At 34.6% G+C, this 22,454-nt stretch carries 19 protein-coding genes and 1 riboswitch; of the genes, 16 read left to right on the forward strand and 3 right to left on the reverse strand.

The annotated features are described in order from the left end of the window. Nucleotides 1–17: 17 nt before the first annotated feature. Together DZ60_RS0107035 and DZ60_RS0107040 are read right to left on the reverse strand one after the other, a co-directional pair. Nucleotides 18–449 carry a hypothetical protein gene (locus DZ60_RS0107035; RefSeq protein WP_025741384.1) on the reverse strand — a complete coding sequence of 144 codons (432 nt, stop codon included), beginning with the start codon at nt 447–449 and terminating at the stop codon, nt 18–20. After that, nucleotides 436–945 (reverse strand): RNA polymerase sigma factor, encoded by a 510-nt coding sequence (locus tag DZ60_RS0107040; RefSeq protein ID WP_025741385.1) that lies wholly within the window; start codon nt 943–945, stop codon nt 436–438. The genes DZ60_RS0107035 and DZ60_RS0107040 overlap by 14 nt, the downstream gene beginning before the upstream one ends. Before the next feature lie 136 nt (nt 946–1,081). On the opposite strand from DZ60_RS0107040, the gene DZ60_RS0107045 reads away from it, so the two are divergent. After that, nucleotides 1,082–2,548: a S41 family peptidase gene (locus DZ60_RS0107045; RefSeq protein WP_025741386.1), complete on the forward strand. Its 1,467-nt coding sequence runs from the start codon at nt 1,082–1,084 to the stop codon at nt 2,546–2,548. A gap of 112 nt (nt 2,549–2,660) precedes the next feature. Here DZ60_RS0107045 and DZ60_RS0107050 read toward each other — a convergent pair whose 3' ends face one another. After that, entirely contained in the window at nt 2,661–4,598 is a 1,938-nt protein-coding gene (locus DZ60_RS0107050) for a TonB-dependent receptor plug domain-containing protein (protein ID WP_025741387.1), read from the reverse strand. 79 nt (nt 4,599–4,677) lie between these two features. Continuing rightward, nucleotides 4,678–4,971: riboswitch (cobalamin riboswitch) on the reverse strand. Between the two features lie 132 nt (nt 4,972–5,103). Here DZ60_RS0107050 and DZ60_RS0107055 point away from each other — a divergent pair. From DZ60_RS0107055 to DZ60_RS0107125, 15 genes are all read left to right on the forward strand, one after another. Next, a complete protein-coding gene (locus DZ60_RS0107055) occupies nt 5,104–5,616 on the forward strand; it encodes a bifunctional adenosylcobinamide kinase/adenosylcobinamide-phosphate guanylyltransferase (protein WP_025741388.1) in 513 nt (170 codons plus the stop codon). Next, entirely contained in the window at nt 5,613–6,662 is a 1,050-nt protein-coding gene (gene cobT, locus DZ60_RS0107060; protein WP_051477601.1) for a nicotinate-nucleotide--dimethylbenzimidazole phosphoribosyltransferase, read from the forward strand. The genes DZ60_RS0107055 and cobT overlap by 4 nt, the downstream gene beginning before the upstream one ends. A 6-nt stretch (nt 6,663–6,668) precedes the next feature. Beyond that, nucleotides 6,669–7,064 (forward strand): hypothetical protein, encoded by a 396-nt coding sequence (locus DZ60_RS0107065; RefSeq protein ID WP_025741390.1) that lies wholly within the window; start codon nt 6,669–6,671, stop codon nt 7,062–7,064. A gap of 8 nt (nt 7,065–7,072) precedes the next feature. Beyond that, complete coding sequence (locus DZ60_RS0107070) at nt 7,073–7,837, forward strand: adenosylcobinamide-GDP ribazoletransferase (RefSeq protein ID WP_025741391.1); 765 nt, start codon at nt 7,073–7,075, stop codon at nt 7,835–7,837. Next, nucleotides 7,819–8,358, forward strand: coding sequence for an alpha-ribazole phosphatase (gene cobC / locus DZ60_RS0107075; RefSeq protein WP_025741392.1), 540 nt, complete (start codon nt 7,819–7,821; stop codon nt 8,356–8,358). Before DZ60_RS0107070 ends, cobC begins: the two co-directional genes overlap by 19 nt. A 317-nt stretch (nt 8,359–8,675) precedes the next feature. Beyond that, nucleotides 8,676–12,149: an endo-1,4-beta-xylanase gene (locus tag DZ60_RS0107080; RefSeq protein ID WP_025741393.1), complete on the forward strand. Its 3,474-nt coding sequence runs from the start codon at nt 8,676–8,678 to the stop codon at nt 12,147–12,149. Between the two features lie 265 nt (nt 12,150–12,414). Then, nucleotides 12,415–13,557, forward strand: coding sequence for an ABC transporter substrate-binding protein (locus DZ60_RS0107085; RefSeq protein ID WP_025741394.1), 1,143 nt, complete (start codon nt 12,415–12,417; stop codon nt 13,555–13,557). Then, nucleotides 13,558–14,589 carry a FecCD family ABC transporter permease gene (locus tag DZ60_RS0107090; RefSeq protein WP_025741395.1) on the forward strand — a complete coding sequence of 344 codons (1,032 nt, stop codon included), beginning with the start codon at nt 13,558–13,560 and terminating at the stop codon, nt 14,587–14,589. Between the two features lie 138 nt (nt 14,590–14,727). Beyond that, entirely contained in the window at nt 14,728–15,303 is a 576-nt protein-coding gene (locus tag DZ60_RS0107095) for a DUF1572 family protein (RefSeq protein ID WP_025741396.1), read from the forward strand. Between the two features lie 218 nt (nt 15,304–15,521). After that, nucleotides 15,522–16,640: a DNA polymerase III subunit beta gene (gene dnaN, locus DZ60_RS0107100; RefSeq protein ID WP_025741397.1), complete on the forward strand. Its 1,119-nt coding sequence runs from the start codon at nt 15,522–15,524 to the stop codon at nt 16,638–16,640. Nucleotides 16,641–16,744: 104 nt separating this feature from the next. Next, on the forward strand, nt 16,745–17,698 hold the full coding sequence (locus tag DZ60_RS0107105) for an aldo/keto reductase (protein WP_025741398.1): 954 nt from the start codon (nt 16,745–16,747) through the stop codon (nt 17,696–17,698). 74 nt (nt 17,699–17,772) lie between these two features. Next, nucleotides 17,773–18,414, forward strand: a complete 642-nt coding sequence (locus tag DZ60_RS0107110) for a spermidine synthase (protein ID WP_025741399.1) — start codon at nt 17,773–17,775, stop codon at nt 18,412–18,414. Nucleotides 18,415–18,477: 63 nt separating this feature from the next. Then, nucleotides 18,478–19,413: a pyridoxal-phosphate dependent enzyme gene (locus DZ60_RS0107115; protein WP_025741400.1), complete on the forward strand. Its 936-nt coding sequence runs from the start codon at nt 18,478–18,480 to the stop codon at nt 19,411–19,413. Nucleotides 19,414–19,723: 310 nt separating this feature from the next. After that, a complete protein-coding gene (locus DZ60_RS24100) occupies nt 19,724–21,235 on the forward strand; it encodes a BspA family leucine-rich repeat surface protein (RefSeq protein WP_051477602.1) in 1,512 nt (503 codons plus the stop codon). A gap of 268 nt (nt 21,236–21,503) precedes the next feature. Further along, complete coding sequence (locus tag DZ60_RS0107125) at nt 21,504–22,436, forward strand: M23 family metallopeptidase (protein WP_161634369.1); 933 nt, start codon at nt 21,504–21,506, stop codon at nt 22,434–22,436. Nucleotides 22,437–22,454 lie beyond the last annotated feature (18 nt).

Raw genomic sequence — 22,454 nt, forward strand, 5'->3', positions numbered from 1 at the left:
AGAGGTATTATTATTTTTTATTTTAAAAATTTGTTTTTAGTGTTTTCAAATTCTTTGAGGTACACTAAACCCTCTTTGCCCTCATTCATGTATTGAGAAACCATATTCAGAATTTTTTTGGTTTCTTGTAACGCAATTTCGGGATCTTCAAAAGTATCTACCGGCTCTGATGGTCCTGTTCTGGCCATGAACAATCCTACAATCAAAGCAATAGAAGCTGCCATACCTACCCAGGCATAACTCTTTTTATTATGTGCAGTTAACTTTAGATCCCTACGGGCACTCACGGTGCTTTCTTCAGAAAAATACTTAAAAAGATATTGGTACTTCTGAAGGTGTGACGGCACAGTTTCGCTGGTAAAATATACCTTTAATTCTTTCTCTTCTGAAATGGTCGTTTCGCCTTCGAAATACTTCTCTAGTAACTTTTCTATATTAGACAACTCCATAATTGTGTTTTTTTAATAATTCTTCTCTTATAACTTTTCTTCCGCGTGACAACGCTACTCTTACCGCCGTCTCATTCATTTCTAACATTTCTGCAATCTCTGCATTATTATACTGTTCTATATCTCTTAATTGTATAATCATTCGTTGTTGTTCTGGTAGGCTCTCCATAATTTTACCTACCCAATCAAGACTATCTTTTGCTTCTACCTGTCGCTGCAACGATGCCTGTCCGTCTTCATAATTGTTATGTACAATCTTAAGGTTTCCTGTCTGCTTTGACTTTAATTTATCATAGCAATAATTCTTGGTCATAGTCATCGCAAATGCTTCTACATTTTTATACGTTCCTATTTTGCTTTTATTTTTCCAGAGTTTTAACAATACTTCTTGCGTTGCATCTTCTGCTTCTTCACTACTAACAAGCAAACGTTTAGACAACCTAAATAGTTTATCCTTGAACGTATTGGTAAGCGTTATAAATGCTCTTTCTTTCATAGTATTGGTTTGGCTCGTTATAAAACTAATCTGTTAGCTTTATATAAGGGAGACGACTATCTATATAATTTGTTACACAATTCTTTTATTTTATAATAAAGTTCCTATTTTTAGGGTTATATAAACAAAAATTGATATGAAATATTTATTCTATTTTGTCCTTTTACTTTTTTCGGCAAGTATTATGACAAGTTGTGCAGAAGACAATGACGATGTTCTTGAACCAGCAACCGCCTCTGAAATTAATGATTTTATCTGGAAAGGGCTGAATGGTTTTTACTTATATAAATCCCAAGTCCCTGATCTGGCAGATGATCGTTTTTCTTCTAATGAAGGGTATGCAGATTTTTTAAACACTTTTACTACACCCGAAGCTATTTTTGAAGGTTTATTAACTACACAAACCACGTTTGTCAATGGTGACACCTACAATGTTGATGACTTTAGTTTTCTTGTAGATGATTACGTTGCATTAGAAGAAAGTTTTGATGGCCTTTCTCTTAGCAACGGTATGGAGTTCTCCCTGTTCTTTGCTGATGAGACAGAAACAGCTATTTTTGGCGTTGTTCGCTATGTGCTTCCTAATACGGATGCAAAAGATAAAGGAATACAACGAGGAGATGCGTTTAATAGTGTCAATGGTAATCAACTTACCGTTGATAATTACAGAGACTTACTTTTTGGAGCATCAACAACCTATTCGATAGGTTTGGCTAATTATGATGGTGAAAATGTAACATCTACAGGACAATCAATAGAATTAACACAGGTAGAATATACTGAAAACCCAGTTTTTATTACAAAAACACTAGATATTGGGGATGATACAGTAGGATATCTTATGTATAATTCTTTTACGGCAGATTTTGATACAGAACTTAATAATGCTTTTGGTGAGTTAAAAGCAGCGGGTATTACAGAGTTAGTTTTGGATCTACGCTATAATGGTGGTGGATCTGTAACCTCTGCTGTTGCTCTGGCAAGTATGATCTCAGCACAATCTACAGACAACGTTTTTTCTGTAGAAGAATGGAATAGTGATATAAACCCACTGTTTAATGATGAAGATTTAATTAACTCTTTTGTTACTACCACAAGAGATAATGATGCTATTAATAGTGTTAACCTGGATCGACTGTATGTATTAACTACTAATAGCTCTGCTTCTGCTAGTGAATTAGTGATTAATGGTCTTGACCCATATATAGATGTGGTTACAGTGGGTACAGCGACTAGAGGAAAATTTCAGGCATCTATCACACTATATGATTCGGATAATTTCTTTAGAAGCGGTGATAACCTAAATACAGGACATACCTATGCCATGCAACCTCTGGTTCTTAAATCTTCTAATTCTTTGGGAGTTACAGATTATTACGCTGGCTTTGCCCCAGATATAGAGGTGTTTGAAGATCGTTCAAATTTAGGAATTCTGGGAGATCCAGAAGAAACATTACTAAAAGCCGCTCTAGATGATATTCAGGGAGCTGCAAGGTCATTTAACAAATCTAAAACCTCAGCATTAAAGCTGTTTGGAGAAAGTAAAATGAACAGCCCTATTTTTCAGAGAATGTATTTGGATCTTGAAAACGCTAAGAAATAGAAATCATAGTTTTATCTTTCTATAAAAAATTATAAGAAAAGCCCCAAAACCTAGCAGTTTTGGGGCTTTTTTATATCTAATTCTCACAAATTCATATTGACGGCATACTCGCTTAAAAAGTAAGATTAAGACCTACACGAGCATTTCTACCCCTCGTATTATATCCGAATACTTCTTGGTAATCTTCGTTTGCAATATTATTGACAGCACCAAACAAAGTAAGATTTTTAAGGAGCTGATAATTCACATAAAAATCTAAAATTCCGTAACTATCTAAGGGAACGGCTACCGGAGCAAAAGTAATAGGGTCAAAGTTAGAATCCGTGCGCTCTCCACTATATTGATAACTTAACGATGTGTATGTTTTATCACATACTTGATATCCCAAACTTGCTTGTATTACATGCTCTGGTATTCTAATATTATCCTCGAGTTTATCTATATTGGTATATGTATAATTACCGGTTATAATCAACTTATCGTCTAGAAATTTTGTTTCTACCATTGCTTCTATACCGTCTACATCAATATCCTCTGAAGAATTTGAGTTTACAAAAGTTACAGGATCGAATGTGATGAAATTTTCTGATTTCCTATTAAAGTAAACTACACTAAGCATTGCTCTCTTTTCATGAGAAAGTTCTGCACCTACCTCTATAGTTCTACTCTCTTCTGGTTGTAGATCTGGGTTACCACTAAAAAAAGCAGTATCGTATAATTGAAACAATGAAGGAGTAATGTAGGCTGTACTATAACTAGCTAGTCCCTTGATATAATTACCCCCAAAAGTATAGGTATAAGATGGGTTTACACTGTAGACAAAGTGGTTGCCGTAGGCACTATGCATATTCAATCGTGCTCCTGCATTTATATTCAATCCAAAATCTGAAGTATATACGAGATTAACATACGGATCAACGATATCAAAATCTGCTTCATTATCATTGATTGTCTGCTCAAAATCAGAGGCTCCAAACGGAATACTAAATAGGTTAAAATCACTATTAGAACCATTCACCCCAACTAGTGTATACAACCCATTCTCTAACTTATATTTATGGTATACGTCAAAAGCGAAAATCTTGCCTTCATATTGTGATGGAAATCCAGAAATGAATTCTCTTTCTAGGTTTGCAAAACTGGTAACAGCTGTAAAACTCCCCTTGTTTTCATTATAGTTAAACTCTAAAAAATTCCCTATTCGTTCTTGAGTGCTTTCGAATTGATTATCGGCATCAAAGGCTGCACCACCATCAAAATCAGACTTATATGTGTCCAAATTTCCGAAGAAATGAAATTTAAAATTCTTATTCACTTTATACCCTACTTTGGCATATACGTTGTACTTAGAATAGGAATCACTTTCTGCTCCTTCTGCCTCTGCAGCAGATAATCCATCAGTGAATTGATTTCCTAGACTTACCATATAGCTCACTTTATTCACTGTACCATTTACCGAAGCCAAATTAACAAACTCATTAATATCATATCCTTGATCTTCTTGAGATTGATTGGTCCCTAAACTGGTAGAGAATTGTGCTGCTATTTCTTTTTTGCTTTCTGACGTTGTAGTTATATTAATAACTGCTGCCGCTGCACCAGAACCATATAACGTACTCGAAGCTCCTTTTAATACCTCTATAGATTCGATCTGATTAACCGCTAATAATCTAAGATCAAAATCTCCTGCTGATGAAGAAGGGTCACTTACCGTAATCCCATCAATACGAATAACTACCTGACGATTACGCCCCCCTCGAACATATACCCCAAGTGGTTCTCCTGCAGCACTGGTACTATTATTAATAGATACTCCCGCGACACGATTTAAAACTGTTGCTACAGACTGTCCCTGGCTACGCTCTAACTCTTCTTTACTAATTTTGGTAATTACCTTACCACTTTGTTCTCTTTTTAACTTGAACTTAGAATCCGAAAGGACAACTTCTTCTAATTCATTAACCTTTTCATCCGACGTTACTTCCTGCGCCGAAATAATTTGAGTTGCAAACATTGCGAATGCAGCTCCAAAAAACATTTTTTTGTTCATTTCCTAAATGACTTATAATTTTACAATTACCGGAAAAAAGTATGTAGTTTACCCATACCTAAACTTCTATCCCGAAAGTTTACTATCATGAATTAAGGCAGGTCTCCTGGCTTGCGTACTGTTGTTTACCTTCCCACTTGTATTGAATCTCTATAAAATTCTACACAAGCAGTGGTTTAAAAGAATTAACAACAATCACCTCCTACAATTATGTGTAATTACACACTAACATTGATTTGGCAAAGCATACAGTTGCGGGAACAGCTCAGGATTTATCAATTCAGAATTGAGGATTCTTAACTAATTTACCTGATTCCCTTTTAATTATCAATGCTGAGAACAGCATTTCAAAACCAAAATTCTGCGCGAATGTATTATATTTTACCGAATTTGAGATTACTTTAACGAATAAATAATTTATACTCCTAACTTTGCTTTTTTTAACCTATGTGCCATGAGCTTTTTAGGTTCATACAACAAAGAAAGTATCAAAAAATCATTTCGAATGATATATTACATTACTGGGGGCGAACGATCAGGCAAAAGTAGTTTTGCCCAAAACCTTGCACTACAACTTACCGACAGCCCAATTTATCTTGCTACATCCCGAGTCTGGGATCAGGACCATAGAGAACGTATTAATAGGCATATTGATGATCGTGATCAACGCTGGACCTCTATTGAGGAGGAAAAAGAGCTTTCAACAGTTATTAAACCATCAGACATAGTCGTTATTGATTGTGTAACCCTATGGTTGACTAATTTTTTCGTCGACACAAAAAATGATGTAACATTATCCTTAAAACAAGCTAAAGAAGAATTTGATAAACTACTAAAAATAAAAGCGACTATTATTATTATATCTAACGAAATAGGTATGGGAGTACATGCAACTACAGAAGTAGGAAGAAAATTCACAGAATTACAAGGTTGGATGAATCAATATATAGCCAAACACGCTGATAAAGCGACCCTCATGATTTCGGGAATCCCCGTAGAAATAAAAAATAAAAAATGAGCCAGATACACTTTGATATACAATCTATTTTAGACATCTCTTTAGAACAAAAAATACAATCTAAAATAGATAACAAAACAAAGCCCTTGGGAGCATTGGGTATTCTTGAAAAACTAGCATTACAGATAGGAATGATTCAGGGCACACACCAACCATACTTATCAAATCCTACGATTCTTGTTTTTGCCGGAGATCATGGCATTTCAAAAGAAGGAGTCGTTAACCCATATCCCCAAGAAGTAACCGCACAAATGGTGTACAACTTTTTGAATGAAGGTGCTGCTATTAATGTGTTTTGTAAACAAAATGACATTGAACTCAAAGTAATAGACGCGGGAGTACATCATATTTTTGGTGGGGTTTCTGGGCTTATCAATGCAAAAATTGACATGGGTACCAAAAACTATCAATATGAACCTGCAATGTCTATTGAGCAGTGTATTGATGCTATTAACAAAGGCGCAGAAATTGTTTCTAATACTCAAGCTAATGAGTGTAATTGTATTGGTTTTGGCGAAATGGGCATTGGTAATACCTCTGCAGCTTCACTACTAATGGCATACACAACAAAATTAGACATTGCTGATTGCGTTGGAGCAGGAACAGGATTACCTGATAAAGACATTTTACGAAAAAGAGAGATTCTAGAAACCGTCTTTAAAAAATACCATCCGACCTCAACAATAGAAGCACTTGCTATTTTTGGAGGATTTGAGATTGCCATGATCACTGGTGGGATTCTAAAAGCTGCAGAAAATAAAATGACAATTCTCATTGATGGCTTTATTGTTACTGCCGCGCTATTAATAGCCCATAAAATCAATAAAAACGTACTGGATTATTGTATTTTTGCTCATACGTCTGGTGAACAAGGACATCAAAAGATGTTAGATTTCTTAGGTCAAAAGCCAATAGTTGACCTGGACATGCGATTAGGCGAAGGTACAGGTGCGGCAATTGTATATCCTATCCTACAATCCTCTGTCGCTTTCCTGAATACTATGGCTAGTTTTGAGGAGGCAGAAATTTCTAAAAATGACCACTAAAGTATTATGAACAAGGCAGTGTTATCATTACTTATATCTTTGGCTGGGATATTTCTGGTCTACAGAGGGAATCTTTTTTTATATCAATTAGCTATCGAATCATTACCCATTCAAGACATACAAAATCAATCGTATGTAAATACTTCTATAGATATTATGGCTTTTGGCAAAACATATAGAATAGGAACGCTTTGTATAGGTTTACTAGCACTCTATCTCGGAGTGATTGCATATCTAAAAAAAAGTAAAATGGGTAAGGCTGCAATATTCATTTCTTTACTATTGATTATCTTGGCTTTTATTCCTTTATGGAAATATAGGTATGAGATTGATTCATCACATATCGAGGCCATCAAAAACAGCGAAAGAATTTTACCTCATCTAAAACCAATAACTACTTAAAAAAGCTTATGAAAAAAGAGGTTCATATATTCTTTACAGCTTTAATGTTTTTTACCCGTATTCCGTGCCCAAAATGGGTAGATCATGATCCTATTTATCTACAGAAAAGTTCTAAATATTTTTCACTAGTGGGGATTATCGTTGGAAGCATTGGCGCGCTATTTTTTTATGCAACTCATTTTCTTTTCTCTCTAGAAATTGCCCTTTTAATATCGATGGTATCAACAGTCTATGTTACGGGTGCTTTTCATGAGGATGGATTTGCTGATGTTTGCGATGGTTTTGGGGGTGGCTGGACCAAAGACAAGATCTTACTCATCATGAAAGACTCAAGGTTAGGAACGTATGGCACCATAGGCCTCCTTCTTCTCCTTGCTATGAAGTTTACCTCTTTGCGAGAATTTGAGATTTTATATATGCCTTTGATTATCATTGCCGGTCATAGTAGCAGTCGATTTATTGCAACTACCCTTATTTTTACACATCCATATGTGCGAGATACTGATGATAGTAAAGCAAAACCGGCGGCAAAAAGTATGAGCATATCTATGTTATTAATAAGTGGGTTAATAGGACTTGCTCCTTTATTACTTTTTAAAAATCCATTAGTATATCTTACCTTACTCCCGATGTATGTATCAAAACTTTTTTTGGCAGCAAAATTCAAAAAATGGATTGGTGGGCAAACAGGGGATTGTGCAGGTGCTGTGCAACAGCTAAGCGAAGTAATCTTTTATCTTAGTCTATTGGCGTTATGGAAATATATTTGGTAAGGCATACTACTCCTAATATCGAAAAAGGAATTTGTTACGGACAAAGTGATATAGGAGTTACTGAGACTTTTGAGAAAGAAGTAGAAAAAATTCATTCTCAAATCCCAATACATGATATTTCTAAAGTATACAGTAGCCCGTTGCAACGTTGTAAACTATTAGCCAAAACATTTAATCACACTACCTTTTTCGACGATCGACTAAAAGAACTCAACTTTGGTGATTGGGAGTTAATGGCATGGGATGATATCAATCCTTCAGAAATCAACCCATGGATGAATGATTTTGTACACACACCAACCACGAATGGCGAATCCTATATAATACTCCAAAATAGAATATTAGCATTTTTTAATGAATTGGAGCACTCTTCAAAAGAAAAAATTGTTATTGTAACCCATGCTGGCCCAATGCGAGCATTGCTTTCTTACATTCGAAAAATTGACCTCAAAGATTCTTTTAGTATCCATATCACATATGGCGATGTGATCCCTATTTATGACACCTTAAAACTACTATAAAAGCTTCCGATTTATGTTGTTTCTAACAATATCACCATAGCAACAACAGTATAAAATCAATTAAAACAGTCCTTTTTATTGCATTTGGGACATCGTCTCTAAATTATAATTTCTGAATTCTGGGTAAAACTCTGTTTTATTTTTTTCAACGAAAAATAAAACAAATTAACAACAGGCTTTTTAAAACCTAACAGTGTCATTTTTTATCAAAAAAAAATATTTTTTCTTAATAAAGTAAATACCTTTAAAATAAACACAACTTTTAATGATAAATTATTAATTTGGAATACACAATTAAACTCATATATCAATCACACATGAAAACTTTAAAATTTCTTTTTTTTCTTTTCGTATTAACCAACGTAACTGCCCAAATTCCAACTGGTGGCAGTGAATTAATTATTTCTTCAGTCGCTGATTATGGCTTTTATGGATCAGACTTTGGGTACAAAACAGACATTAGTGCAACACCTCTTCCTTTTGATGAAGCAGCAGAAATCACAGTCACCACGGCACCTACGAATCCCTGGGAAATTGCAGTAACATTTAGTCCACAGAGCGGCTACGACACAGGAGATGTCCTTCTTATGGCTTTTTATGCAAGAACCACAGAATCCTCTCTAGGAACCGGTACAGGCGAACTAAGAGCGGTCGTCGAAGAAAACACGGTTTACACAAGCGATCTTGGTCAGAATGTAACCATTGGTTCAGATTGGCAATTGTACTATTTGCCATTTGTTTCTGGTCAAACATTATCGGCATCACAAATTAATATGGCACTACAGTCAGGGTTTCCAGAACAGGTTGTAGAAATTGCACAAGTTCGTCTTATTAATTATGAAAACACATTGACTATTGACGATCTTCTAGACACCAATAATCAAATCCCTGAGGGAGGTACCGATCTCATTTCTTCTTCTATAAATGATTATGGTTTTTATGGAGAGGTATATGGATATGTAAATAATGTCACTATAACCAATCCTCCTTTTACTGAGGCTGCAGAGATTACCGTTACTGAACAACCTACTAACCCTTGGGAAATTGCAGTAACATTTAATGCCGAAGAAGGATATACAGCCGGCGATGTAATGCTAATGACATTTTATGCTAAAGCGACAGCCTCTTCTGATGATTCAGGAAAAGGGTTAGTTACAGCAGTAATTCAGGAAAATACAGTATACACTAGTGACCTTTCTAAAAATTTGGACATTGAAACTGATTGGAAAGCTTTCTACCTACCTTTTGAAGCTAGTCAAACCCTAGAAGCCTCTCAAATTAATATATCATTGCAACTTGGACACCTTGCCCAAATAGTAGAAATTTCTGAAGTGCGTCTAATTAATTATAAAGATTCGTTAGCTCTTGAGGATTTACCAGATTCTGAAGCTATAGACGAAGAAGATGGAGAGCTAATTTCATCTGAAATTACAGATTATGGCTTTTATGGAGATGACTATGGATATAGAACAAATATTGAAATCGAAGGGCAACCTTTTACAGAAGGTGTAGAACTTACCGTTACTTCGCAACCTGATAGCCCTTGGGGTATTGCATTGACATTCCCTGCGCAGGAAGGATTTAAGACGGGAGATGTAATGCTTATGTCTTTTTATGCAAGAACGACACGGTCTTCTCTAGAAAGTGGAGAAGGGTTTCTAAGAGCAATTGTTGAGGAAAATACTATATATACGAGTTCTCTCGGCCGCGATTATAGTATCAGCGATGAATGGAAACTATACAACCTTCCTTTTGTTGCAAATCAAACTTTAGAGGCTTCGCAAATAAATATAGGGCTACAAATAGGATATCCAGAACAAGTGCTAGAAGTAGCACAAGTACGTCTAACAAATTATAAAGATACCATTGAGGTAGAGGAACTTCCTTTAACCGAAGTAACCTATGTTGGTAGAGAAGATGATGCAGCATGGCGTGCAGAAGCAGATCAAAGAATCGAACAATATAGAAAAGGAAATATGGCAATCTCAATTGTTAATCAACACCAAATTCCTTTGTCGGGTGCTAATGTAAAAGTGACCATGAAATCACATCACTTTGGTTTTGGTACCGCTGTAGATGGGGCAACCTATTTGAGTAATAGTAGATATCGAGATAGCATAAGTTCTCTTTTTAATACCGTCGTTTTAGAAAATAATTTAAAATGGGAATTATGGGCCGATGATACTCAGAAAGATATTACTAATCAAACAATACAAGCGTTTAATGATCTTGGTATTCCTGTAAGAGGACATGTGCTTGTTTGGCCTTCATTTAGATACAACCCAAGTTTTGTAGAAGACTATGCGAATGACCCTGAGGGATTAAGAACGTTAATCAATACACACGTCACCGATATAGCAAGTACGTATGAGGGCAAATTATTAGACTGGGATGTTATCAATGAAACTTTTAACAATACCGAGTTTATGGATATTCTCGGATATGATGAAATGGCCAAGTGGTTTCATTTGGCAAGAGAAAATGACACCATTGCCAAAATGTACATGAATGATTTTGGTATTTTAGGTAGTGGTGGTATTAATACAAGACACCAAGATCATTATTATGAAACGATACAAAGAATAGAGGCAGATGGAGCACAGATTGACGGTATTGGTATGCAAAGCCACTTTGGAGCCCTATTAACAGCTCCTGTGCGACTATATAGTATACTTGAACGCTATAGTGAATTGAATAAAGAAATAAAAATTACTGAATTTGACATTGCTATTAATCAAAGAGATGTTCAGGCAGACTACACCCGTGATTTTATGACAATGGTCTTTAGCCATCCTAGCGTTTCTTCCTTTTTAATGTGGGGATTTTGGACCGGAAGACATTGGCAACCCGATGCCGCAATGTTTGATCTAGAATGGAATGCAAGACCAAATTATGAAGCATATCGCTCTTTGGTTTTCGAAAAATGGTGGACTCCCGAAACTATTTACAGTTCTGATACAGGCACAAAAGAAATCAATGGATTTCTGGGAACATACGAAGTTGAGATCGAATATAACGGCAAAGTCACCACACAAACCATTGCAATAGATGAAGCAGGAACAACCAAAGATATTGTAATAGAAATAGAAACAGAATCTTTTGTTCCTGAGGCTAATAAAACCTATTATATTACCAACCCACATTATGATGTTTATTTGGGATCATATGGTGGTGAAGCGCCATTTGCGTCTTCCATCCTTAGAAACGTAGCAGCTGTAAAATGGAAAATTACCCCATCAGATAATGAAGAATATTATTATTTGGATTGTGTTGGTGGTAGAAGAAAACCTAGATTAAGAAGCGACAATACTCCTTATGCTGATATGGAAAGTAATTTATTTACCGAACCATCTGCTCAATGGAATTTGACTCCTACAGGGAATGGAACCTATCTAGTAACTGCTTTTGAAAATTCACTCAACAGGTTACAAATCGATGAAGCCAAAAAAGTAAAAACTTCAACTACTCTATACGCCGGAGAATCTGAACAGTTTATGATTGTAGATTCATCGTCATCTATCAGAAATACTAAACCATTCAATAAACCTATTTCAAAAATGAAAGTATTTCCGGTTCCTGCAAAAGAAAAACTTACTATATCGATCCCACATTCAGAAAATTACGACACATTAGAAATTAATGACTTTATGGGAAAAACACTGCACATACAACGTATTTTATCAAAAGAGGATATTTCTGTAGATACCAGCAAATACAAACCAGGAGCTTATGTTTTAAAAATGAAAAACAGTAATGGAGCAAACGAGTTTATACATTTTGTAATTAATTAATACCGAAAAACACTTCTTACTATAGAAGTAACTAGACTGATGCAATACCCCTCTTTGATCTTTGATGCAAGAGGGGTATTTTAATTGAGAAGCAATACACCATAAACCGATATTTATTAAAAAAAATAAAAACATCCTCTAAAAGCTATCGGTTATACCATTCAAAAAAACAATTAGCATCTTACTTATGTAGAAAACAAAAAACTCAAATTAGTTCATTGTTTTAAAAAAAATATCGAAGTTTGATGTATCCTATACTTTTAGAATGAAAAATCATCTACTAATACTGTTATTGTTTATTTCGTTTTTTTCATGCAAATACGAAAAAAAAACACAAACTGGTAGTACCGAAACTTCGCCAATAATTTCGCAGAAAATAGAATATGCCTCGGGGTTTTCTATAGAAAATCATGAAACCTATAAAAAAATACAAATCATATCTCCTTGGCCTGATGCAAAAAATACGTTTACGTATATTTTATATTCAAAAGGAACACCAAGACCTTCTAGTACTCCAGATGCAAAATTTATAGCCGTACCTGTAGATAACTTAGTTGTAAGTTCGACAACAGATATCCCGATATTAGAATATTTGGATATCGAAAATATGTTGGTGGGATTCCCCCATACGGACTACATTTCTTCTAAACGTACACGCGCACTCATTGATTCAGGAAAAATCAAGGAGTTAGGCAACAATGGTCATCTCAATACTGAACGTACATTAGAAATAGCACCTGAATTAATTATTGGATATTCTGCCACCGGGGATACAAAAACATACGATTTGCTAGAGAGGACAGGAATTCCCGTCGTTATGAATGGTTCTTGGATGGAACAACATCCTCTTGGTAGGGCTGAGTGGATCAAATTTATTGCTGCTTTTGTAGGTAAAGAAGTTGAAGCTTCGAATATTTTTGAGAACATAAAAAAAGACTATACCCAAGCACAATCCCTTGCTCAAAAAACAACTATCTCTCCTACAGTATTATCAGGTAATATGTTCAAGGATATATGGCATGTACCGGGAGGCGATAGCTATATTGCTAAGTTTTTTAAAGATGCTAATACCACTTATATATGGGAAGACACAAAAAAAACAGGAAGTATAGCACTGAGTTTTGAGAGTGTTTTTGAAAAGGCACAACAGGCAGAATTATGGATTGGATCTGGTGTAGCCTCTTCATTGTCTGAGTTACAAGAAAAAAACAATCGATATAGTTTATTCGACGCATTTAAAAATAAAAGCGTATATTCTTCTGCATTAAAAACAGGACCAACAGGTGGATTGCTATATTATGAATTGGGTCCAATGCGTCCGGATTTGATTCTGAAAGATATTATTCGGATAGCACACCCAGAACTGTTAACAGCATATGAACCATATTTTTTTGAAAAACTTAACTAATTGACCCCAACAAAATCATACAAACGAGTTTTTATTGGTATTACTATACTTCTAGTACTCTGCTTCATCACTAATATAAGCTTGGGTTCAGTTGTAATCCCTTGGTTAGATACTTTAGCAAGTCTAGTAGGAGGTTCGGTCGAAAAAGAATCATGGAGACATATTATTCTAGATTATAGATTACCCAAGGCGCTCACAGCTATAATCGTAGGTAGCGGATTGGGAGTTTCTGGACTTCTGATGCAAACTTTATTCAGGAACCCACTAGCTGGGCCTTTTGTTTTAGGGATTACGTCTGGAGCTACTCTGGGAGTGGCGTTACTCATTTTAGGAAGTACATTTATGGGAGCCGCCGCCGCTACATTTTTAATTTCGAAATGGGGGCTTGTAATTGCCGCCAGTTTAGGAAGCATGTTAATATTGTTTGCCGCAATGGTAGTTTCTGTAAAAGTGAAAGACACTATGGCTATTTTGATCATAGGACTTATGTTTGGCAGTATTACCTCAGCCATTGTAAGTGTACTCTCCTATTTTGCTCCAGCGGATCAGTTACAGCAATATGTTTTTTGGGGATTTGGTAGCCTAGGAAATCTATCATGGTTAGAAGTAGCCGTACTTTTTGCAATATTCTTTTTAGGAATCCTTTTATCTATTATTGCCATAAAACCACTAAATACATTACTGTTAGGAGAGAATTATGCCCGGAGTCTGGGACTCAATATCAAATTAAGTCGTTTCCTAATTATTTCGGCTACAGGATTATTGGCAGGTAGTATCACAGCCTTTGCAGGACCTATAGCCTTCATTGGCTTGGCAACTCCTCATCTAACAAGACAGTTATTTCACACTTCTGATCATAAAACACTGATTCCGGCAGTAATGCTATTAGGAAGTGTTATCATGCTTATATGTGATTGTATCTCACAATTACCCTCTAGCGAATATACACTACCTATTAATGCAATTACTTCTCTAATCGGTGCTCCTGTAGTAATCTGGTTATTAGTTAGAAAAAGAAAAATGCTGTTTTAGAAGTGCTTTAGATAAAAATGTTACTACCCCCAAAATTTCTTATATTTATTCTTAAAGTGAACTAAAGAACACTGTATAGCTTGCAACGCTACGTCTAGTTTGTCTTTAATACTGATACCATATAAATAAGATAAAATCATGGAGTCTATAGCATATATTGAAGGAATTAAAAAACAGTTTTTATATTATCAAGTCTTAGGAGAAAAAACAATTGCTCAAGTCCCAGAAGAAAAACTTTTCTGGCAATTTAATGACCAGAGTAATAGTATCGCTATTATCGTGCATCATTTATGGGGAAACATGCTATCTCGATGGACCGACTTTCTAACGAGTGATGGTGAAAAAGAATGGAGACAGCGCGATGCTGAATTTGAAAACACACTAACCACCAAAGACGAAATCCTAACTGAGTGGAATGAAGGATGGACTTGCCTTTTTAAAGCATTAGAGAGTATTGATGAAACTAATTTTGATCAACCTGTATATATCAGAAATATCGAGCACAGCATTACAGAAGCAGTCAATCGACAATTGGCGCATTATGCATATCACATCGGGCAAATTGTATATTTAGGCAAAATGATGGCTTCCTCTAAATGGCAAAGTTTATCAATCCCAAAAGGAAAATCTTCTGAATATAATCAAGAAAGTTTTGCCAAACCAAAGCACAAAGCACATTATACAGACAAACAGATTAAAGGAAATCAACCCTAAAATTAAGAATTAATAAAATAGTCAATAACTCCTAGTTGTTTGTTAATAACTATGGTTTTGGGCATACCAAAATCCTAGTATATTACAATTATATTTGCGTGAAACTAGTACAGTAATTAGCTATATAAGTGCATAAATCAAGCATTAATAATGCATAAAAATGCACTTAATAACAAACGATAGCTAATTCAGTCTGAAAACCAGAAAATAAAAAATAGATGAAATTTATAGTATCCAGTTCATACTTACTTAAGCAATTACAGGTATTAGGCGGGGTAATTAGTAATAGTAATACCCTACCGATTTTAGACAACTTTCTGTTCGAATTAGATAACAATTCACTTACAGTTTCTGCCTCTGATCTTGAGACAACTATGTCTGCAAAACTGGAAGTAGAATCAGGTGATCAGGGAATTATGGCCGTACCTGCTAAGCTCTTACTAGAAACGTTGAAAACATTTCCTGAGCAGCCACTAACTTTTGTTGCCTCAGACAACAACACCGTAGAGATTAGTTCTAACCATGGTAAGTACGCTTTGGCATATGCAGATGGAGAGGAGTTTCCCAAAGCAGTAGAATTAGAAGACCCAAGTGCCACAAATATTTTAGGAGATATTTTGGCTACTGCCGTGAGTAAAACAATTTTTGCCACTGGTAATGATGATCTAAGACCTGTAATGAGTGGTGTGTTTTTTCAACTCTCTACAGAAGGACTTACATTTGTAGCCACTGATGCTCATAAACTTGTCAAATATACAAGAGAAGATATACAGGCATCGCAATCGGCAGAATTTATTATGCCTAAAAAACCTTTGAACTTATTAAAAGGAATTTTGGCAGGAAGTGATACAGAAGTACTCATAGAATACAACGAATCAAATGCAAAATTTTCTTTTGATCAAACTCAATTGATCTGTAGATTAATTGATGGTAAATACCCTAATTATGAAGCGGTAATCCCTAAAGAAAATCCAAATAAACTTACTATAGCAAGAACACAATTTTTAAACTCTGCGCGAAGAGTATCGATTTTCTCAAATAAGACCACACACCAAATTCGCTTAAAAATAGCAGGTGCAGAATTGAATATATCTGCAGAAGATATAGATTATTCTAACAAAGCAGAAGAACGACTAACTTGTGATTATCAAGGTGATGACATGCAAATAGGTTTTAATTCTCGTTTCTTAAGTGAGATGTTAAATAATCTGAATGCAGATGAAGTACAACTAGAAATGTCACTTCCTAATCGAGCAGGAATCCTTACTCCTATTGATGGATTAGACGAAGGAGAACACGTTACAATGTTAGTTATGCCTGTAATGCTTAACAGCTAAAAAAGGTAACATAAAGCATATTAATAAAATCCAGCTACAAATCTTTATAGCTGGATTTTTTTCTGATCGGATTTAGACTTTTTTGATTTTATAAAAAATAACTAATGGTACTATCTTCTATAGGTCTTGGGACTGCGGCATTAGGACGCCCTGAATATATTAATATTCGTAAAGAAAAAAAGATACTTGAGCCTGTTGCTGATTTTCGAAAAAGAAGTCTGAGTACTATAGAATATGCTTACAAAAAAGGGATTCGATATTTTGATACAGCTCCCGGATATGGACTAGCAGAAGAACTACTAATAGATTGGGCAAAATCTAAACAAGATCCAACAATAGAAATAGGGACAAAATGGGGATATACCTATACCGCTAATTTTGACCCAAATGCTACCATTCATGAAGTAAAAGAACATAGCCTTTCTAAACTAAATGAGCAATGGCAACAATCAAAAAAGTTTTTATCCAACCTAAAAATATATCAAGTTCATTCTGCTACTTTTGAGTCAAACATCCTTACTAATATTGAAGTCCTAGAACGACTTGCTGAACTAAAATCAAAATATAATATAGACATTGGTATCACCACAAGTGGTTACAACCAAGTCGATATACTACAGAAAGCATTGCAAATTACCGTATCAGGAGATCCATTATTTGATACTTTTCAGGTTACTTATAACATTTTAGACAATAGTATTTTACAAATAGCCAATATACTTAATACGCATAATAAAAAAGTTATAGTAAAAGAAGCACTAGCAAATGGTCGCCTATTACCCAATCCGAGATACAAAAAATATGCTCCGCTTTATAAATTATTACAAACAATAGCCGATAAATATAATGTAGGTATTGATGCAGTCGCCATTCGATTTTGTATTGACAGCCTAAAACCATACAAAGTACTTAGCGGAGCTTCTAACGAAAATCACATTAAGGATAACCTCAAAGCACTAGAGTTTAACCTAAATCCAGAAGAAATACATCTATTATCTTTATACAAAACAGAACCCAAAGTGTATTGGAATGAAAGAAAACAATTAACATGGAACTGAATTACTAATTGTGATTTATAATATTAAAACCTTGCAAAGAATTAGTAAACCCTAGATTAGTCAAATATGCCTTTATGAAAAAATTGCTTAGTTATTTATGGCCTTTTACCAAAGAGGTTAAATCACAAGTCAATGGCACTTTAGAACTTACATGGATCAATGGAAAAAAAGTACTAGATAGCCAGAATGCCAACTATTCATATGGTTCCTTGCAAAAACTCTTGTGTTTTGGACTCTCAAAAATCGAAATTCATAATAACGATCAAATTCTATTGTTAGGTCTTGGTGGAGGAAGTATTATAAGATCACTTAGAGAAAAGTTTATTTTTAATGGAAAGATTACTGCTGTTGAAATTGATGAACTTATCATAAAACTTGCCAAAACTGAATTTAACATCACAAATTCAAACACTCTAGAAATCATATGTGAAGATGCTTTTGCTTATATTCATCAAAGTAAAGGTCAATTCGAGATTATCATTGTTGATATATTTATTGATACTCAGGTCCCAGAACAATTTTATTCGTTACAATTCTGGAATCAATTAATGAAACGTCTTTCGCCATCAGGCTACATACTATTTAACGCAGGCATAAACCTAACCGATCAAAACAAAATAAAACATCTAATATTGGCTTTCGAAACAAAGATAGGATTTACAGAATATCAAAAAGTAGAAGGTGCGAATACAATTTTGGTAGGAAGAAAGCTCTAATTTTGAATATCCAAAGTAGTCAAAATTAGACTTATATTTAGATCAATAAAAACTATCAAAATTATGAATATCTCGGAGTTAAAAAACTGTAGTCAAAGAATTCAACCATATATACACAAAACTCCAATATTCACTTCTAGTCAGCTTAACCAAATATCTGGTACCACCCTTTTTTTTAAGTGCGAAAATTTCCAGAAAATGGGGGCTTTCAAAATGCGAGGAGCAACCAATGCAATTCTTCAATTATCGATCGAACAACGCAATAAAGGGGTTGTTACACACTCATCAGGTAATTTTGCACAAGCAGTTGCACTTGCTTCTCAAAGCCTAGGTATAACCTCTTATATCGTGATGCCTTCTAATGCCCCTCAGGTAAAAAAAGATGCCGTAAAAGGATATGGCGGACATATTATTGAATGTGACCCGACACATAAAGACCGAGAAGAAACTGCTAAACGAATCGAATTAGAGAAAGGAGCCACCTTCTTACACCCTTATAATGACATTAATGTAATATTAGGGCAAGGAACAGCGGCTTTAGAATTATTAGAAGACCATCCTGATTTAGACCATATTTTTTGTCCTGTGGGTGGTGGCGGATTGATCGCTGGAACAGGAATTTACACTCACTATTTCGGAAATGAATGTAATGTGATAGGAGGAGAACCTTTTGAAGTTGATGATGCTTACCGTTCATTACTAAGCGGTCGTCTAGAAACTAATAAAACTACCAATACCATTGCAGATGGTCTCAAAATGCCATTAGGTGATGTTAATTTTCCTATCATACAAAAACATGTATCAGAAATTATTCGGGTTGAAGAAAGTGAAATTATTGTAGCCATGAAACTCATATGGGAACGAATGAAAATTATCATAGAACCATCGTGCGCAGTTCCGTTTGCAGCACTATTAAGAGAAAAAGAACGTTTCAGGAATAAAAAAATAGGCATAATTCTCTCTGGTGGTAATGTAGATTTAGAAAAACTGCCTTTCTAAAATCTTTTGATCTCATACTCTCTAGCTAGTAAATTTTTACAGATGATACCTTGTTTTATTTAAATTAACTCTAAAATATTACATAAGAGATACTTCTTTTTTTACCTCGATTTTTTTTATTCATATTACCTACAGCCATCAAATCACAGTATTTTTAGAGAAAAAAAATAACAACAACTTCGATACAACCGTTTAAAATTAAATTAGTATTACCAATTTATAATCAAACGAATAGTGTTGTATGAGAATAGAAAAGTGAACAGAACGAAAAGTATTTTTTTTACTATTTTTGCCAGCAAAATTAGTCAAAGTGAAAAATTTAAAAATTACAAATACCTTATTGGGCTTCCTAACTATTGTGTTAGTATCGTGTAGCAAAGATGATGATACTAATAGCTCAGATGGTTTCAAAGATTCTACCGCCGAAATCATATCATTTACAATAGATGGAATTGAAGGTAATATTACGGATAATAACATACAGATATTACTGTTTCCTGGTACAAACCTAACAGCCCTTACACCTGTTATTAACCATAACGGAGAGCGTATTTCTCCTTCTGAGAATACTGCTCAAAACTTTACCAACCCAGTAACCTATATTGTAACTGCAGAAAATGGTGACACAAATACCTATACGATATCTGTTGGGTACAAGGAAGAAATAGTCGCAGGAACCGAATTTATAACCACATGGTCTGGATCAGAAATCACTATTCCTGCAACAGCTGGAGCTAATGGCTATAAGGTTGATTGGGATAATGATGGGTTTATTGACCAAACAGGAATAGAAGGACCTGTAAGCCATGATTTTGGAAGCGATGACACATATACCATCCGTATTACAGGTGATCTTTCCTCTATTAGTTTTGAAGAAACTACAGAACGCGAAAAAATTATCGCTATTAATCAGTGGGGAAATATTGTGTGGAGTACCATGAAAGCAGCTTTTTCTGGATGTACAAAACTTGAAGTACCTGCAGAAGATGCTCCTAATCTATCTAAAGTAAGTGATCTATCTGATATGTTTTTATATGCTGCTATGGCAAATCCTAATACAACAAACTGGAATACATCAAACGTAACAACGATGGAAAACATGTTTGCTTTTGCTGATGCTGCAAATCCAAATACGAGCAATTGGGATACATCTCGAGTAGAAAATATGAGTTTTATGTTCTCTAATGCTCTAATCGCAGACCCAGATACTAGTAATTGGAATGTTGGCAATGTAACAGAGATGAGAAGTATGTTTGCTGATACTGAGATGGCAAATCCAAATACTACCGATTGGAACACATCTCAAGTAATTTATATGAATGGCATGTTTTCTAATGCACAAAGCGCGAATCCTGATACCAGTGGTTGGAACACTTTAATGGTTCGAACTATGGAATTTATGTTTGCTAACGCTCCTGTTGCAAATCCAGATACTAGTGATTGGGATACTAGTAATGTTTTACTAATGAGAAATATGTTTGAGAATACTACCGTTGCCAATCCAGATACTAGTAATTGGGATACAGGTAAAGTTCAGGATATGTCATATATGTTTCTAAATGCGGCCATGGCGCAACCACAAATCAAAGACTGGAAAATTACAAACGTTGAAAAAATGAATGGTATGTTTCAAGATGCCACATTCGCAATCGTAGATTATGATGACGTATTAATTAATTTTTCGGCACAGGAAAAACAATCTGGCATAAGTTTTAATGCAGGACTTTCTACATATTGTTCGACAGAGGCAATAGCAGCAAGATTAAAGCTAATTAATCAAAATAATTGGACCATCACTGATAATGGTGAGTGTGTAAATTAAGTCTGGATAGTGTAAAAATTATTTAACTGACTTTTTGACGAAAAAAAATAAAAGAGCTGTTTTGTGCAACAAACAAAACAGCTCTTTTTACTTCAAAACACTAAGAAACAACATATTAAAAAAACACCCAATACCTTATTAAAAAAACAAAAACTTTTTTAAGACATAGGATTCATTAAAAACAAAATGCATCTTCATTCTTTTTAGACTAAAAAAAACTATGTTAAAAAAATTAACTATTTTTAACAAAAAAAGAAAACTATTATATATGAAAAAAATTACGCTACTACTCTGTATCGTCTCTTGTATGAATCTTTATTGCCAAACAAAGGCAGTCATATTTAAAACTAAAAAGAATAGCGATAAAAGCTTAGATATTATATATGAGAAATCTGTTGAGGGCAACTATACAGCAATTGTTGAATTTACAGGTTTAGAAAATGTATCAGATAGACAAGCTAGACATATCTGTAAGATTAAGGGTCAAAGAGGATTACTTCTAAAACTAAGAGCTAAAGACCCCGAAAAAAGTATTACCTATGATTCGTATAGAACTGTATATATACGCGGAAGACTTAAACCTAAAGTTAATAAAGACTATATATACAATCTTCCTTTCAAAAAAGGAAAAACAGTTAAATCCTATAACCTGAGTAACGTATCAAAAAAATACTTTGGTAGTAAGCTCCCAACCAATTGGAAAGCATATGGGTTTAAAGCAAAAGATACAGATACTGTAGTATCGATCAGAAAAGGAACGGTAGTTCGCATAAAAGAAGATCATCATCATGAATTAGATTCAATAAGTTCATATACTTCTGAATCTAATAAAGTATATATTGAGCATAAGGACGGAACAATTGCGAGATATAGTGGTTTTATTAAAAATGGCGTTCTTGTTCAACCAGGAGATAAGGTATTGCCTAATACACCAATAGGAATAATGCCAGACCCAAAAAAGACGGATAAAAATATGCTAAAGTTAACGATCTCCTACCTTTCTAGTTCAGAGTTTCGTAAGACTCCAACAAAATTGAAGGACAAAGTTGCACATTACACATATATAACGCCGAAATTTTTAACAACAGAGGGTATCCTAGAGCTTGAGCCTAAAAAAGAATATACTTCGGATTTTACAGAAGAAATCTTGTTTTCTGAGTTTTCTAAACGAGAAAAGAAAAAATATATGGCGAATAAATAATAGCTTTATTAAACGTAT

The sequence above is a fragment of the Aquimarina pacifica genome (assembly GCF_000520955.1).
Taxonomy (GTDB): domain Bacteria; phylum Bacteroidota; class Bacteroidia; order Flavobacteriales; family Flavobacteriaceae; genus Aquimarina; species Aquimarina pacifica.